The following is a 15,161-nucleotide window of genomic DNA, read 5'->3' as shown; positions in this document are numbered from 1 at the left end:
TTATTAAATACATAATGCAAACCTGTTCAATATCTTGTACATATTTAACTGGCTAGCTATACTTGTACAATTAATGGCACATACGAGTATAGAGCATGAGAGTTATTTCATTTACCGAAGCGAGAAACGGCCTAAAATCGGTGTTGGATAATGTCGTTGATGATGCAAGTACAACGGTAATAACGCGCCGAGATGCGGAAGATGCTGTAGTCATGTCGCTTGATTATTACAATAGCTTAATGGAGACGGTACATTTGCTGCGCTCGCCTGCCAATGCTGAACACTTGCATAAGTCCATCGAACAGTACAAAGCTGGCAATGCAACGGAGCGAGAACTCATAGATGAGTAAATTGCTTTTGTCATGGACTGATGAAGCTTGGTCAGATTATCTCTATTGGCAAAGCCAAGATAAAAAAACGCTAAAACGCATTAACAAATTAATTATCGAAACCAAACGAATGCCTTTTGAAGGTATAGGTAAACCAGAGCCGCTCAAAGAAAACCTTTCTGGCTTTTGGTCAAGAAGGATTGATGATACCAACCGACTTGTTTATGCCGTTGATAAACAAGCAATAACCATCATTTCTTGCCGATATCATTATTAATATTTTCAGGTAAAACTATGCATATCGACCATATCAATATCAGTGCCCCAAAAGCAGTATTGGCCATTGAAAAAGACTTTTTCTGTAAGGTATTTCAATTAGCTATTGGGTATCGCCCTAATTTTTCCCGAAATGGCTATTGGCTTTATGCCACTCAAACTGACAGTAAAGATAAGAACGCCTTGGTGCACCTAACCGAAAGCGACGAACATTCTGCCAGCCCAGTAAAACATTACCTTGATCATGTTGCATTCCAACTAACAGGCTTAGCTCGATTACTCGCAAAGCTGGATGAGCTAGGTATCAGCTACCGCACTGACTCACTACCTGATATTGTCATGACACAAGTTTTCTTTACATCGCCAGCAGGTATTGGCTTAGAAGCGAACTTTCTGAATGAAATAATTTCACCTTAGTTCCTATCCGATCTTAAAAAGCAAAGTCTTTAAAAGTTAACTCCAAAAAATGAAAGCAGCAAATAACCCGAATCTTGGCCTCGCGCTATTTGATTTTGATGGTACCATTACCACCGCAGATACTTATACCAAGTTTCTCCTCAATACCACGCCACTATATCGCATTGTTATTGGCGCACTTGTGCTGTCACCTTTTATTTTACTGAATAAGCTTGGCCGCTATCCGACCGCTAAACTAAGGCCTAAGCTCACTTTTTTTGCCTTTTGGCGCAGAAAAGTCGCAAGCACTAAACAACAAGCTAATAATTTTTCCGCCAAGTTTATGGATTCAGTTATTTTCGACAGAGCACTTACCGAAATTCGTTGGCATCGGACACAAGGCCATGAAATAGCGGTGGTCTCTGCGAACGTGAATATCTACTTAGCCGCTTGGTGTCGCCGCTATCAAGTAAACTTGATTAGCAGCGAACTCGCCGTTCAAAAGCGCCGAATAAATCAGCGCTACACGGGCAAATACCGTAATGGCGATTGCAGCAATGAAAAGAAAGCACTCGCGGTCCAATCTCACTATGAGTTAGTCAACTACTCGCATATTTATGCCTACGGTGACACGCAAGAAGATATGCCAATGCTAGCGCTTGCCAATAAGAAGTACTTTCAATGGCAAGAGATACCCTGATTCATAAAAACACGGGCTCATAAAGAAAGAAGAGTTAAAGCAGATTCGCTTTATAGCGGGCGCGATAGTTACTGGGTGAAAGCCCAGTTTTGCGCTTAAACAACTTGGTAAATGAGCTAATGTCGCTGTACCCAACCGCGTGAGTAATTTCATCAATATGCTGATTTGATTGCACCAATAGTTTACTCGCGGCGTCAATGCGAATCGCTTGTAAATATTCGGAGGGGGTAATTTTTGCGGCCTCTTTAAAACGTCTGATCAAGGTGCGATTAGACACACCAAATTGTTGACTAATATCACCAATGGCTATTTGTTGGCGGTAGTGAATTTCCAGCCACTCTTGCACCGCTTTCACGGTTTTGTCGTTATGATACTTTTTAGCGATTAACGGTGAGTAAGTAAGCTGCGTTGTTCGACCAGTCTCAAGTACAAACGAGCGCGCAACGCCTTGCGCAGTCTCGTGATCACAAAAAAGTTCAATCAAATACAGCCCCAAATCAAACCACGCCATACCACCGCTATCACATAGAATATTGCCATCATGAGTAATATGCTGCTCGCTGTTTAACGAAACATTGGGATAACGCTGACTAAATTGCTCAGCTGATGCCCAATGGGTGGTTGCACTTTTACCATCAAGTAAGCCTGCCTCAGCCAAAAAGAATGACCCTGTAGAATTACTGCCAATCATCGCGTCACTGGCTTTTAAGTGGCGCAAAAACGCTATTAATTCTGGATTTTGCGCTAACGTTTTCTCTATATCGCCCGCAATACTCGGTACCAGAAATATATCACTATCCATGGTGTCGCTAATTGCGCAGTGCGGGCTAATAATCACATTGTTTAAGGTATAAATAGGCTTTTTCTGCCAACTGGCAATTCGCACCTGAAAACGCTTATCAACCGGCAGTTGGTGATACTTATTCCAAGAAACACCAGCCAAATTAAATAAATCGTTAATCCCTGTCAGTGCGCTGGCAAGCACATAGTCAAACGCCAGTATCGTTACTGTGATCATCGCTTTGCGTTGACACCTCAAATGGTTAAAAAATGGCTAATCCCACCCAATATATGTCAATTATTACCGTTAGTCTTGGCTTATTTTACTGTCACACTAAATCCGTTACCTAAAATACATAGTCGAAAACACAACAATAAAAATTGCAGGCAGGCGTTAACTCATCCAACGCCGCAACGAGGGCACAAACCATGAGCGACATTAAAACCCACTATCGCAACTGTAATATTTGCGAAGCCATGTGTGGAATTGAAATTCAGTACAAAGCCGACAGCAAAGAAATTATCTCAATCAAAGGCGATAAGAACGACCCGTTTAGCAAAGGCCATATGTGCCCTAAAGCGCTTGCACTACAAGACTTTTACGAAGATAAAGATCGCTTAAAACGTCCGATAAAACGCACCGCGGATGGTTGGCAAGAAATAAGCTGGCAGCAAGCTTTTGCTGAGATTGGCGAAAAGTTCAGCACCATTCAAAATGCTTACGGTAAAAATGCATTAGGTATTTACCTCGGTAACCCTAATGCCCATAATTTTGGCAATTCACTGGTGCTGAAGCCATTTTCTAAAGCCATGGGTACATTAAATCGCTTTAGCTCGGCATCAACCGACCAAATGCCGCACCACGTTGCCGCTAATTACATGCTCGGCAATGGCATGCTGATTCCCGTACCAGATATTGACCGCACCAACTTTATGCTGATTATTGGCGCCAACCCTGTGGTTTCTAATGGCAGTATGATGACCGCACCCGGCGTGTTAAACCGCTTAACCGCGATTCAAAAACGAGGCGGCAAAGTCGTAGTTGTTGATCCACAGCGCACTAAAACGGCGAAAATGGCAGATCAGCACCTGTTTATTCGCCCAGAAAAAGATGCGCTACTGCTGCTTTCACTTATTCACTGTATTTTTGCCAATCACCAAGTACGCTTGGGGCATTTAAGCGACTATGTAAATGGTTTAGCTGATATAGCGCAAGTGGCAAAAGACTATGCGCCTGAGGCAGTCGCAGAGCATATTGGGATTAGTGTTGATGACATTAAAGCCTTAGCTGCTGAAATGTCTGGGGCTGAATCTGCCGTTTGCTACAGCCGCATGGGCGCGTCCACACAAAGTTTCGGTGGCCTGTGCCAATGGTTAACGATCGTTCTTAATGTGATCACAGGTAACTTTGATCGCGAAGGCGGTGCCATGTTTCCACTCCCTGCCTTTAACTTACTGAGAGGTAAAACCGCTGGTCACCCGACGAATTTTGGCAAATACCAATCACGGGTTCAGAAAATGCCATTTTTTAATGGTGAATTCCCGACGGCAACCTTAGCCGATGAAATTCTGACTGAAGGTGACGGCCAAATTAAAGCCATGATCACCATCGCCGGTAACCCTGTGCTGTCTGCACCAGATGGCCAAAAACTTGGACAAGCGTTTCAGTCACTAGATTTTATGGTGGCCGTTGATATCTACCTTAATGAAACCACTAAGCATGCCGACATTATTTTGCCGGCAACCACTGGGCTAGAAAATTCTCATTACGATATTTTCTTCCACAGCTTTGCGGTGCGTAATACGGCTAAGTACTCAGCGCCATTATTTGAAAAAACCGAACACCAACTTGCGGATTGGGAGATCCTTAATAGTATCGCCGAAGCCGTTACTGGTAAACCTGCCCTGCCTTATTCCCCTGAAATGATTTTAGATATGGAGCTAAAAGCCGGTCCTTACGGCAAGGAAAATGATAGCGAGCAAGCACTAGATCTAGAAAAGCTTAAAGCAAACCCACACGGTATTGATTTAGGGCCATTACAGCAAAGCCTGCCAAAGCGACTATTAACTGCCAGCGGTAAAATAGAGCTCGCGCCATACTTGTTTATCAATGACTTACCGCGGTTAAACAAGCTAATTCAATCACCTGCCATTGACCCACAATATCCGTTTGAACTGATCAGCCGCCGCCTAGTGAAAAGCCATAACACGTGGACACAAAACTCTGCTCGTTTAGTCAAAGGCAAAAACCCAGTGACCTTGGAAATTCACCCCACAGATGCGGATAAATTAGGTATTAGCCAAGGCCAGCTTGTGGTGGTGTCATCACCGGTTGGTGAAGTTACCTTGCCTGCCAGTGTCACCGACGATGTGCTCGCCGGTGTTGTGTCGATGCCGCAAGGCTGGGGGCATAATCAAGCAGGTACGCAAATGACCACTGCCGCCACACAAGCGGGGGTCAGTATTAATGATGTTACCGCTGCAGATCGTGTTGACGTGCTTACCGGCAATGCCGCGTTTAATGGCACACCTGTCGCCATTCGCGCCGCTTAAAAAGAAAAGTAGTGCACAAGAATTAGGAAAAACAGAGTGAAATACTTCGCACCGCTCGCACCGTTTATCGGCGGTTGGTTGTTGCTGATGAACACTACTAGCTTTAGCCAAATGGCATTAATCAATGGTGCCCTGCAAATGCTGTTGTTTGCCTTGGTGGTTTGCATTCCAGCGTGGAAAACAGGCCGCATGTCGTATGTTGATATCGGCTGGCCTTGGGGTCTAACTGTGATTGGTATTGTCACTTGGCTTTATAGCGATGGCGAGCCTGTGCGTGTTGCAATGGTCAGTATCGCGTACATTTTCGCTGGCAGCCGCATGGGCTTAGGTGCAATCAAACTATTAACGTCTGGTCATTTAAACACTGAGCTACCACGCTATGAATTTCAAAAGCGTCGTTGGCATAAGCAAGGTAAAACGAATACGGCACTTGCCATGCAAGTTGAAGCCATTTTACAGGGCTTTGCTAACGCAGCTTTCTTGGCGTTTCCCGCTTTTATTATTGCCGCTAATACGTCACCGCAAATATCCCCATTTGAAATTGTCGCCATCATCCTTTGGTTGGCGGCATTTGCGATGGAATCGTTGGCCGATATGCAAAAGCTTTCATTTTTAAAAGCTGCCAAAGCAAGCGGAGCAAAAGATAACGTGTGTAATGTCGGACTTTGGCGCTATAGCAGGCACCCTAATTATTTCGCTGAATGGATGGTATGGAATGCACTACTGATTGCCGCTATTCCTGCGTGGTTAGCCTTGTTTGGACAAGAAAAGTTAATCACTAACTTACTGTTAGGCTTGGGCTTACTATTTGTTTCAAGAGTTATGTACACCACGCTGGTGACTTACACAGGTGCTGTGCCTGCTGAATATTATTCAGTACAAAAGCGCCCTGCTTACCGCCAGTATCAACAAGAAACGAATATATTTTTTCCTGGGCGCGTCAAACCCAAAGCTAATAATGAAAGTAATAACACGGTAAATGCCACCGATTAATCGCATTTTTTATTTATCTAATTACAGATAACAAACAGCAAATAACAAACAATAAACACAAGAGAGAAAGTATGTTTAGTCATATTATGATCGGCGCTAATGATATTGAAGAGTCTAAAAAGTTTTACGATGCCGTATTGGGCGCAATGGGCCATAAAGAAGGAGTTATTGACCCACTAGGCCGTTGTTTCTATTACACCGACAAAGGTATTTTTGCCTTATCAAAGCCCATTGATGGCGAGCCTGCCTGTCATGGCAATGGCTCTACCATAGGCTTTTTTGCTAAATCACCTGAAATCGCCGATGCATGGCATGCTGCTGGTATTGCTAATGGCGGCACCACATGTGAAGAGCCTCCGGGTGTTCGCGAGGGCTTTGACGTAAAACTCTACCTTGCCTACTTGCGTGACCCTTCAGGTAACAAAATCTGCGCCCTACACCGCTTTAAATAACCAGCGCTTTTTTAGGTTACAAACGCTCAACAAATAATAAGCGCAAATGAATACCAAAAGCAGCACAATGCTGCTTTTTCTATACCTAATTCGCGCTTTTACCTATCCAATAACTACTCGTTTTGTAACTGTAATACTTTGTTCATTGACTTCCATTTCTTGATCCAGATCAATATAATTGCGCGCAAATATTCTTAGCTGATCGTTAAATAGTCGGTTTGCCAAAGAATTTATCGAAGTAAGTACGATGTACTTGGTGTGCTAATTTAATAGTTAATTGCCTAGCTTAAGCCGCCAAACACACGTGCGATTTTATTAACAAAGCACGGGAATTACGCTCCCGCCAGCCGAGGTAAATATGCAATACGTTGTTTGCGCAATGTACAAGTTTGTTGCGCTTGAAGATTTTGAAGTTATCCGTCCTAAGTTGTTAAAAACAATGGAAGACAACCAAGTTTGCGGTACCCTTTTACTTGCCAAAGAAGGTATCAACGGTACAGTCGCAGGCTCTCGAGAAAGCATCGACGCCTTACTTACATGGCTAAAAAGCGACGAACGCTTAGCCGACATTTCTTACAAAGAATCTTTCACCGAAGAAAAGCCATTTAAACGCACCAAAGTTAAGCTGAAAAAAGAAATCGTAACTATGGGCGTTGAAGGCATTGACCCGCGCCATGTGGTAGGTACTTACGTCAAACCAAAAGACTGGAACGCACTAATTTCTGATCCAGAAGTATTCGTGGTTGATACCCGCAACGACTACGAAGTGCAAATTGGTACGTTTGAAAACGCGGTTGACCCAGACACCAAAACCTTCCGTGAATTCCCAGCTTGGGCAAAAGAGAACATGGACCCGACCAAGCACAAAAAAGTAGCGATGTTCTGTACTGGCGGTATTCGCTGTGAAAAATCAACGGCTTACATGAAAGAGCAAGGGTTTGAAGAAGTCTACCACCTTGAAGGTGGCATTCTCCAATACCTTGAAGACGTACCAGCGGAAGAAACCATGTGGCAAGGTGAATGTTTCGTATTCGACGATCGCGTCACCGTAGATCACAGCCTAGAAGCAGGTAAATACGACCAATGTCACGCATGTCGTATGCCGATTTTAGCAGAAGACAAAGAAAAGCCAGAATACGAAAAAGGCGTTAGCTGTCATCACTGTTTTAGTTCAACAACCGAAACGCAACGCGCTCGTTACGCTGAACGCGAACGCCAAATGCAATTAGCAAAAGAACGTGGCGAAACGCACGTAGGTTCAGACGCTGCAAAAATTTTAGAGCAACGTAAAGCTGAGAAAAAAGCACGTATCGCAGCACAACAAGAAGCTGCTAAAAGTTAATAAAGGCTAATCTGCGGCTGCTGTCTCAACTAGAGACAAACACAAGCTAGTAAAAAATATTACAAGGCGCATAGCACTAGCTAAGCGCCTTTTTTATGTCCTGATTAGACCTGTATTTGCCTTGGTACCAAACTATTCTGCCTTAAATTCCTTAAATTATGAAACGGCTAAGCCAAATTAGCCAAGCCTCCGTAATGCCTCTAAAAACAAATAGCAGTCTTTGCTGGCGTTATGATTCGCAACACTTATTTGTAATATAAGTCATTAACCAATTGATAAAGTGCCTTTTTACCAGTAGGTTAATCTTTGTACACCTCATAATCATTAAGTTAGATAACAACAATAAGGTAACACCATGAAGGTATTGGGTTGGCTACTGCTTGTCATTCTTGTGACTAGCATCATTTTAATTGCGGTTTATTGGCAAGCTGACAAATCGCTTGAAGAGCTCAAACCCAAATGGGCACCAGCACCTTCACAATTTGTTAATGTACAAGGAATGCAAGTACACCTGCGCGATGAAGGGCCGCGCGATGATCCGAACCCTATCGTGCTTATTCACGGCACTTCTTCATCACTACACACATGGGACGGCTGGACAGACGAATTAAAATCAACACGCCGCGTAGTTCGCTTCGATATTCCAGCCTTTGGCTTAACCGGACCATCGCCCGATAATAACTACACCATTGAAAGCTACGCCAGTTTTATTGTTGCGATGCTCGATCACCTAAATATCGAACAGGGGGTGTTAGCAGGTAATTCACTTGGCGGTTACGTGGCTTGGGCAACCGCTGTTATCTACCCAGAGCGAGTAAGCCAATTAGCACTGGTTGACACCAGCGGCTATCCATTTACCCCTAAATCCACCCCCATCGGCTTTATCGTTGCCAATACGCCAGTATTAAACAAACTGATGGAAAAAGTACTGCCGCGTAGCATGATTGAAAGCAGTATTGTTAATTTGTATGGCGACCCAAGCGTTATCACTCCTGAGCTTGTTGACCGCTATTTTGACTTGACCGTTCGAGCTGGTAACCGCCAAGCCTTAGCGCAACGCTTTCGCCAAACTAAACCCGGCCCTTACGCCGATAAAATCAACACCATCACCCAGCCAACATTGATTATCTGGGGTGGACAAGACCGCTTAATTCCACCTGAGCTTGGTGATCATTTCCACCGCGAAATACCAGACAGCGAGCTGGTGATGTTTGAAGAGCTTGGGCACCTGCCCCATGAAGAAGCACCATTGGAAACTGTATTGGTATTTAAAGAGTTTCTTAGTAAATAGTCGATGGCTTACCAATAACAGAACTCAAAATCCGGTTGACTAGGCATTCATAAATAAAGTTACCATTTGCTAATTTAATATGTATTAAATTAGCAAATGGTAACTTTGTGAATATGATTAATTACCAAAATTGAAATTCTTAGATAAAACCAAGAGAGGTGATAAAGTTACTGCCATTGTAAACAACAGTAAGTATTTTAAAGCTAGTGTCTTATACAGAAAAATTTGGTATTGCGAGTGTTAGGCGAATAATTTTAAAAATTTCCGCAATACTTATGCTACTTGCTATTGTCTATCAAACTTATTTTTTCATACAGCCAAGCGTTACCATTACCAATAACTCTCAGTATCTGATTGAAAAAGCGAGTGTTACGTTACCTTACAGTCACTGGAATTTTGGCACCATCGCCTCGAATAACACTAATACCATCTACTATGCGCTTGACCAAAATGATGGTAGCTATTTTTATCAGTTTAAAATGAAAGCGCCATTAGCGACGGAAATTGCTGGCGAATGCGGCTATGTAACGCATAGTCAGTATCATAAGCGAGTATCGATTACCTTAACGGCCAATTTATCGGTAGACTGTCACACAAATTAATAAAACGCTTTTAATGAAGTTACCACTAATTAAATTGCCATGGTCGAGTCGATAAATAATTTTACTATCAAGGACTAAGATGAGCAGGTTACAATTTGCGACCCGTTGGGGATTGTTGGGTATTCTTTTGGGTACCATCGCGTTTTTATTTAATTACCATATGGTGCCAACATCTTTACCCGGTTATGAAATCATCGCTGCGCCAGCGATGTGGGCATTAAGTTTTTTTAGTGAAGAAACACCGTTTTGGCCTAAAATGGTGATTTTTATGTCGGGCCAATATATCGCTTACACCAGCTTATTTTGGCTGATAGCGGCTGCTCGTGATAAGCATCAAGCGCCCTAATTACAACTTGTTTTAACTCAAATTTACCAAGAACCGTTGAATGAAACTAACTAATCTTTTATCAAATTGCTTATCGAACCATTTGTCGAATGGTATGTCGAATCGCTTACTAGCATTAACCAGCATTGTAACTTGTAGTTTGCTACTCAGTAGTTGTGCGAAAATCAGCACCATCAATACCAATTTAGATCGCGAAAACTTCGCCCACTATTTTTCCCCAGCTGAAGTGAAAATATTTGAGTCTGAGCAAGAATTTCCTGGTAAGCACAAAATGCTAGGTATGGTTGAGGGCTCGCATTGCCAAGCCAAAGCACATTTAGCGGCTCCTGATAAAATTGAAGCGCGCACTGAGGCGCGCCGCAGTGCATTTCAACTAGGTGCCAATGCCATTGTTTTCTCCGGTTGCGCTGAAGTGGGTAATCAAGGCGACAATAGGCAATGTCATGCCAGCGTTATTTGTTATGGCAAAGCCTATCAAGTCGAAAATCTAAATTAGTCAGGCGGCTGCAATGAATACAAGTTCAAGCAGGTTCAGCATTAGCTCGATAGGCGCCGTTAGCTCACCCTACAAAGAAAAGTTTGCCATTCCGCGCCAGCCTGGGCTGGTTACCGCGGCAAAAGGCTATATTGAGCTGGTAAGCGACATCGATAGCAAAAGCATGGTGGAAGGATTAGCAGGTTACAGCCATATTTGGGTGCTCTTTATGTTTCATCAAAACCTTGCCCATGGCTGGAAAGCCAAAGTTAAACCACCACGCCTTGGTGGCAATAAAAAAGTGGGTGTATTGGCGACACGCTCCACATTTCGCCCCAATGGCATTGGTATGTCGGTGCTGCCAGTTGAGAAAGTTGAATCAATCACGCTAAAAAACAATCAAGTACAAACTCGCATTTACGTATCGGGCTTAGACTTACTTGATGGCACGCCAGTTGTCGATATAAAGCCTTACATTCCATACTCTGACAGCCTTCAAGGCGCTCAAGCAGGATTTGCTGAGCAAGCCCCCGAAGCCAAGCTTAGTGTTAATTTTTCGGCAGAAGCACAAGCGATATTGCAGACACAGCAGCAAAGTGAATCGCAAGAGTTAGCGGTATTAATTGAGCAAGTACTGGCACAAGACCCTCGCCCTGCTTATCGTCAAAACAAGCCTGACGACAATACTTACGGTATGCGCTTATACAACTACAATATTACGTGGCAGTGTAGTTCGCTTACTCAAGTGCAAGTCCTCAATATCACCCCTGTTACTGCTGTTTAGCCTGATTTATGTCAACCAACGCCTTTTTTGAATTACTATTTTTAGCCTCTTTGTGGGGGGCATCGTTTCTATTTATGCGTATTGGCTCGCCAGAGTTTGGGCCTTTTTTATTGGTCGCACTGCGCACACTAACCGCCAGTTTATTTTTACTACCAATTTTGGTTTCCAAGCGCCAGCACCATCAACTCACTGGCCGTTGGACGCAAATTTTTGTCATGGGCGCGTTCAATACCGCCATTCCATTTGCGTTATTTGGCTATGCCTTGCTGTCGTTGTCGGCAGGCGTAGGTTCAGTGCTCAATGCAACCGCACCAATATTTGCCGCCATCGTTGGCTTTTTCTGGCTAAAAGACAAAATATCATTCGCTGGCATTCTTGGCTTGTTACTGGGCTTTTTCGGCGTGTATGTCTTGATGTCAGGCAAAATAGCAAATGGCGGCGAGGCGCTTATTCTGCCAACATTGGCTGCGCTTGGCGCGGCCTTGTGCTATTCAATTGCCACCAACTACACCAAACAGTATTTGCATGATTTAAAGCCACTGGTGCTTGCTGCCGGAAGCCAGATCAGTGCCACCATAATGCTACTGCCATTTGCGCTGATGTTTTTGCCTGAACAAATGCCAAGCAATCAAGCATTTTACTCCGTTGCAGCGCTTGGCATATTTTGCACGGGTATCGCCTACATTATGTTCTTCCGCTTGATAGCGACAATTGGCCCGACAAAAGCGATTTCAGTAACCTACCTAATTCCCGTGTTTGGCTTGTTTTGGGGCTATTTATTCTTAAGTGAGCCAATTACACTCACTACGATTTTAGGCAGTGGTTGTATTTTAGTTGGCGTGGGGCTAACCACTGGGTTACTCTCACGCCGCGGATAACCTAAGCAACTGACATAGATTTATTCATTAAGAAGCGTTATTGATGCTTTCTAAACGGCAGCTCGGTTTTTGCCTGTTCAGTGTAGCGCTCAAGGTGCTCATGCTCGCGCGCAATAAAGTCGCTAATCGCTTGATGAAATACGGGTTGATACACTTGATAACTGCCATAGATGTAAACAGGTTCAAAGCCTCGCTTTAGTTTGTGCTGACCTTGCGCACCTGCGTTAAAGCGAGACAAACCAAGCTTGATACAAAGTTCTATGCCTTGATAGTAGCAAAGCTCAAAGTGCAAATTGTTGAATGCTTGCTCTGCCCCCCAGTAACGGCCATATAGTTGCTCGTTATCATAAAAAAACAAAGCCACAGCTACCGCTTTTTCATCACGATAAGCAAAAACAATCGCACTGTTTTCGCTAATACTACACATTGGTTGAGCTAAGGCATCAAAAAAAGCGGGCGTTAAGTACCCTTGATGGCCAGAGCGCTTCATATAGGTTGCTTGATAAAAGCGATAGAACTCACGCCAATGTTCTGTAGTTAACTGCTCACCGACAAAGCTACGTATTTGTATGCCTTGATCAACAACCGCTTGGCGTTCTTTGCTTATTGATTTTCTTTTGCGCGCCGTTAGTTGCGCCAAAAACTCTGAAAAATCACCGTAGTTTCGGTTAAACCAATGATATTGCACATCACAGCGCTTTAACCAATCATTGCCTGCTAAGGCCTCTGCATGCTGTTGGGTTAAAAACAAGCACTGAGCGGTTTGCGCATCAATTTGCTTAGCGAGTGAATTAATTGCCTGCGTTGCCTGCGACAATATATCGTTTTGATACTCTGCGAACTCCTCAGCAATACCAAAGCGTGCGCCAGTTACTGGCGTAAACGGGATCGCCGAGACGATTTTCGGGTAGTATTCAATTCCGTGCTGATAAAACGCATCAGCCCAACTCCAGTCGAATAAATATTCGCCGTAAGAGTGAGATTTAATGTAAAGGATAACAATAGCAACGACTTGCTGGCTGTCATCACTCAATGCAAGGTGACATGGCTGCCAGCCAGTTTGCTTGCTAACACAACCTGTGCTTTCTAATGTCGAAATGAAATTGTACTGCGTAAAGGGCTGCGAAGAAGGAAAACAGCGCTGCCAATCGAACTCGTCTATTGCTGCGCAACTGGTGAAAAATTGCGGATATAACTTCATTAACTTGGTTTTATAATGGAAACGTGAAGCTAAGTTAAACTGGGCAAAACCGATTTATTGTTTGATTTTGCCCAGCTAGCTTACTAACCAAATAGCTAACATAGGTTACTTATTTGGCTAACATTGCCGATATAGCTTCAATAAGATAATCGCCTAATTCATTTAACGGCGATATTTACTGCTTATATACTTTGCCGCCTTTCATCACAAAGTCAACATCCATTAACTCTTCAATGTTTTTTAATGGGCTGGCATCTGTGGCAATAATATCAGCGTATTTACCAGCCTCTAGCGTTCCTAGCTTATTGCTCATACCAGCTAAATCAGCGGCATTAACCGTGGCAGCTTTTAGTACGTCTTGCGTTGTCATGCCTGCTTGGTGCATCAACACCGCCTCTTTAGCGTTACTACCATGTTTAGACACGCCACTGTCGGTACCATAAGCGATTTTCACGCCCGATTGGTAAGCACGAGTAAAGTTTTTCAGCATATCGGCGCCGACGCGAATGGCCTTGGCTTTGATTGGCGCAGACATAAAATCAGATGTTTTCGCCATATTGACCACAGTATCACCTGCCAACAGAGTCGGCACTAAATAAGCGCCGGTTTGCTTGAATAACTTTATGCTTTCTTCATTGGCATAGCTGCCGTGTTCAACGCTGTCAACGCCAGCCCGAAGCGCGGCATTTATACCGTCTACGGCGTGCGCATGGCTGGTAACCTTGCGCCCCAGCACGTGTGCTGCATCAACAATTGCTTTCATTTCATCATCAGCCATTTGCTGGCCAGTGCCTGTGGTTGTATCAGATAAAACGCCTCCTGTAGACGCTATCTTGATAACATCGGCACCATATTTAATGGCATGACGCACTGCCTTTCGACATTCATATGGGCCATCACATAAGGTTTCTGGCGATTTAAGTTTTAAGATATCAGGCGCCATGCCATCGACATCCAAGTGACCGCCCGTTACTGAAACGCCAGCACCGGCAATAATGCGCGGGCCATCAACCCAGCCTTTGTTTATTGCATCACGTAACGCATTAATTTGTTCAGGTTGATTTAATAAATCACGCACTGTCGTAAAGCCAGCCATTAGTGTTTTATTGGCAAAGTAAACACTTTTCATGGCAATATCGGCGTCTGACATTTGCACCGTTTCTTTGTGATTGTTAGGACCAAGCTCACCGTGTAAATGCACGTGCATGTCCATAAGGCCTGGCATAACAAACGAGCTAGATAAATCGATTAATTGAGCGCTTTCACCGTATTGGCTAGGTGCAATAAAACCTTTTTTCACGGCTGAGATCAGTCCGTCTTTTATCACTAGCGTTTGCTTAGACAGTGGTTTTTCACCAGGTACAGCCAATAACTGACCAGCATGGATCACCTTAGTATCTGCAAATGCAGGCATTGAAATAGCGGCACCTAGTGCCAGTGCTAACAATGAACGTGAAGCCACTTTCTGTTTAGGTTTAGATTTGGTTTTATTTTCAGCAGCATCATCTGTATACGCGACTGACTGAAAGATTGAATAGTTGAACATTGAAGTTTCCTTGAAGAAGATGTGTTGGTTTACACCAACTGATTTATTGTTTTTGTTATTTGTTCTGTTTTCTATTTTTTGTTTTTGTGATTTTATGATTGAAGTTTTCGTAACTATTGCCCAGATAATAAGGCTGAATTATTAATAATAAGTAAGATAGCAGTTTCGCGGTTTATGGTAATGTTAGTTCATCCTAATTATCCTGCCACTGGTCAAT

The 15,161-nt window shown here is 43.5% G+C and carries 17 protein-coding genes; 14 read left to right on the top strand and 3 right to left on the bottom strand.

Annotated features, from left to right (window positions below):
- Nucleotides 1-95 precede the first annotated feature (95 nt).
- From DXX92_RS07975 to DXX92_RS07960, 4 genes are read left to right on the top strand one after another with little or no spacing between them, the layout of a single operon-like run.
- Nucleotides 96-350 (top strand): type II toxin-antitoxin system Phd/YefM family antitoxin, encoded by a 255-nt coding sequence (locus DXX92_RS07975; RefSeq protein WP_115999969.1) that lies wholly within the window; start codon nucleotides 96-98, stop codon nucleotides 348-350.
- A complete protein-coding gene (locus DXX92_RS07970; RefSeq protein ID WP_115999968.1) occupies nucleotides 343-606 on the top strand; it encodes a Txe/YoeB family addiction module toxin in 264 nt (87 codons plus the stop codon). The genes DXX92_RS07975 and DXX92_RS07970 overlap by 8 nt, the downstream gene beginning before the upstream one ends.
- Before the next feature lie 17 nt (nucleotides 607-623).
- Nucleotides 624-1,022, top strand: a complete 399-nt coding sequence (locus DXX92_RS07965; RefSeq protein ID WP_115999967.1) for a hypothetical protein — start codon at nucleotides 624-626, stop codon at nucleotides 1,020-1,022.
- A 49-nt stretch (nucleotides 1,023-1,071) separates the two neighbouring features.
- Nucleotides 1,072-1,701: an HAD-IB family phosphatase gene (locus DXX92_RS07960; RefSeq protein WP_115999966.1), complete on the top strand. Its 630-nt coding sequence runs from the start codon at nucleotides 1,072-1,074 to the stop codon at nucleotides 1,699-1,701.
- Nucleotides 1,702-1,735: 34 nt separating this feature from the next.
- On the opposite strand, the gene DXX92_RS07955 is transcribed toward DXX92_RS07960, so the two are convergent.
- Complete coding sequence (locus tag DXX92_RS07955; protein WP_115999965.1) at nucleotides 1,736-2,719, bottom strand: GlxA family transcriptional regulator; 984 nt, start codon at nucleotides 2,717-2,719, stop codon at nucleotides 1,736-1,738.
- A 191-nt stretch (nucleotides 2,720-2,910) separates the two neighbouring features.
- Here DXX92_RS07955 and DXX92_RS07950 point away from each other — a divergent pair, with 191 nt between their 5' ends.
- The 10 genes from DXX92_RS07950 (at nucleotide 2,911) to DXX92_RS07905 (ending at nucleotide 12,197) form a co-directional block, all read left to right on the top strand.
- Nucleotides 2,911-5,034 carry a molybdopterin-dependent oxidoreductase gene (locus DXX92_RS07950; RefSeq protein ID WP_115999964.1) on the top strand — a complete coding sequence of 708 codons (2,124 nt, stop codon included), beginning with the start codon at nucleotides 2,911-2,913 and terminating at the stop codon, nucleotides 5,032-5,034.
- A 36-nt stretch (nucleotides 5,035-5,070) separates the two neighbouring features.
- Complete coding sequence (locus DXX92_RS07945) at nucleotides 5,071-6,027, top strand: DUF1295 domain-containing protein (protein WP_115999963.1); 957 nt, start codon at nucleotides 5,071-5,073, stop codon at nucleotides 6,025-6,027.
- Between the two features lie 71 nt (nucleotides 6,028-6,098).
- Complete coding sequence (locus tag DXX92_RS07940; protein WP_115999962.1) at nucleotides 6,099-6,479, top strand: VOC family protein; 381 nt, start codon at nucleotides 6,099-6,101, stop codon at nucleotides 6,477-6,479.
- 358 nt (nucleotides 6,480-6,837) lie between these two features.
- Entirely contained in the window at nucleotides 6,838-7,821 is a 984-nt protein-coding gene (locus DXX92_RS07935) for a rhodanese-related sulfurtransferase (protein WP_115999961.1), read from the top strand.
- A 355-nt stretch (nucleotides 7,822-8,176) separates the two neighbouring features.
- Nucleotides 8,177-9,112 carry an alpha/beta fold hydrolase gene (locus DXX92_RS07930; RefSeq protein WP_115999960.1) on the top strand — a complete coding sequence of 312 codons (936 nt, stop codon included), beginning with the start codon at nucleotides 8,177-8,179 and terminating at the stop codon, nucleotides 9,110-9,112.
- A 206-nt stretch (nucleotides 9,113-9,318) separates the two neighbouring features.
- Entirely contained in the window at nucleotides 9,319-9,714 is a 396-nt protein-coding gene (locus tag DXX92_RS07925) for a hypothetical protein (protein ID WP_147301944.1), read from the top strand.
- Nucleotides 9,715-9,793: 79 nt separating this feature from the next.
- Nucleotides 9,794-10,060, top strand: coding sequence for a hypothetical protein (locus DXX92_RS07920; RefSeq protein WP_115999958.1), 267 nt, complete (start codon nucleotides 9,794-9,796; stop codon nucleotides 10,058-10,060).
- Between the two features lie 94 nt (nucleotides 10,061-10,154).
- Nucleotides 10,155-10,556 (top strand): Rcs stress response system protein RcsF, encoded by a 402-nt coding sequence (gene rcsF / locus DXX92_RS07915; RefSeq protein ID WP_181901720.1) that lies wholly within the window; start codon nucleotides 10,155-10,157, stop codon nucleotides 10,554-10,556.
- Nucleotides 10,557-10,569: 13 nt separating this feature from the next.
- Nucleotides 10,570-11,319, top strand: coding sequence for a tRNA (N6-threonylcarbamoyladenosine(37)-N6)-methyltransferase TrmO (gene tsaA, locus DXX92_RS07910; protein ID WP_115999956.1), 750 nt, complete (start codon nucleotides 10,570-10,572; stop codon nucleotides 11,317-11,319).
- An 8-nt stretch (nucleotides 11,320-11,327) separates the two neighbouring features.
- Complete coding sequence (locus tag DXX92_RS07905) at nucleotides 11,328-12,197, top strand: DMT family transporter (protein WP_115999955.1); 870 nt, start codon at nucleotides 11,328-11,330, stop codon at nucleotides 12,195-12,197.
- Between the two features lie 37 nt (nucleotides 12,198-12,234).
- Here the strand turns inward: DXX92_RS07905 and DXX92_RS07900 are convergent, their stop codons facing one another.
- On the bottom strand, nucleotides 12,235-13,398 hold the full coding sequence (locus DXX92_RS07900; RefSeq protein WP_115999954.1) for a GNAT family N-acetyltransferase: 1,164 nt from the start codon (nucleotides 13,396-13,398) through the stop codon (nucleotides 12,235-12,237).
- Nucleotides 13,399-13,573: 175 nt separating this feature from the next.
- Nucleotides 13,574-14,812, bottom strand: coding sequence for a metal-dependent hydrolase family protein (locus DXX92_RS07895; protein WP_116002350.1), 1,239 nt, complete (start codon nucleotides 14,810-14,812; stop codon nucleotides 13,574-13,576).
- Between the last annotated feature and the right edge of the window lie 349 nt (nucleotides 14,813-15,161).

It is taken from the genome of Thalassotalea euphylliae (assembly GCF_003390395.1).
GTDB classification, from domain to species: domain Bacteria; phylum Pseudomonadota; class Gammaproteobacteria; order Enterobacterales; family Alteromonadaceae; genus Thalassotalea_F; species Thalassotalea_F euphylliae_C.
Note: the sequence above shows the minus strand (reverse complement) of the source record. Positions and strands in the feature narration are given on the sequence as shown.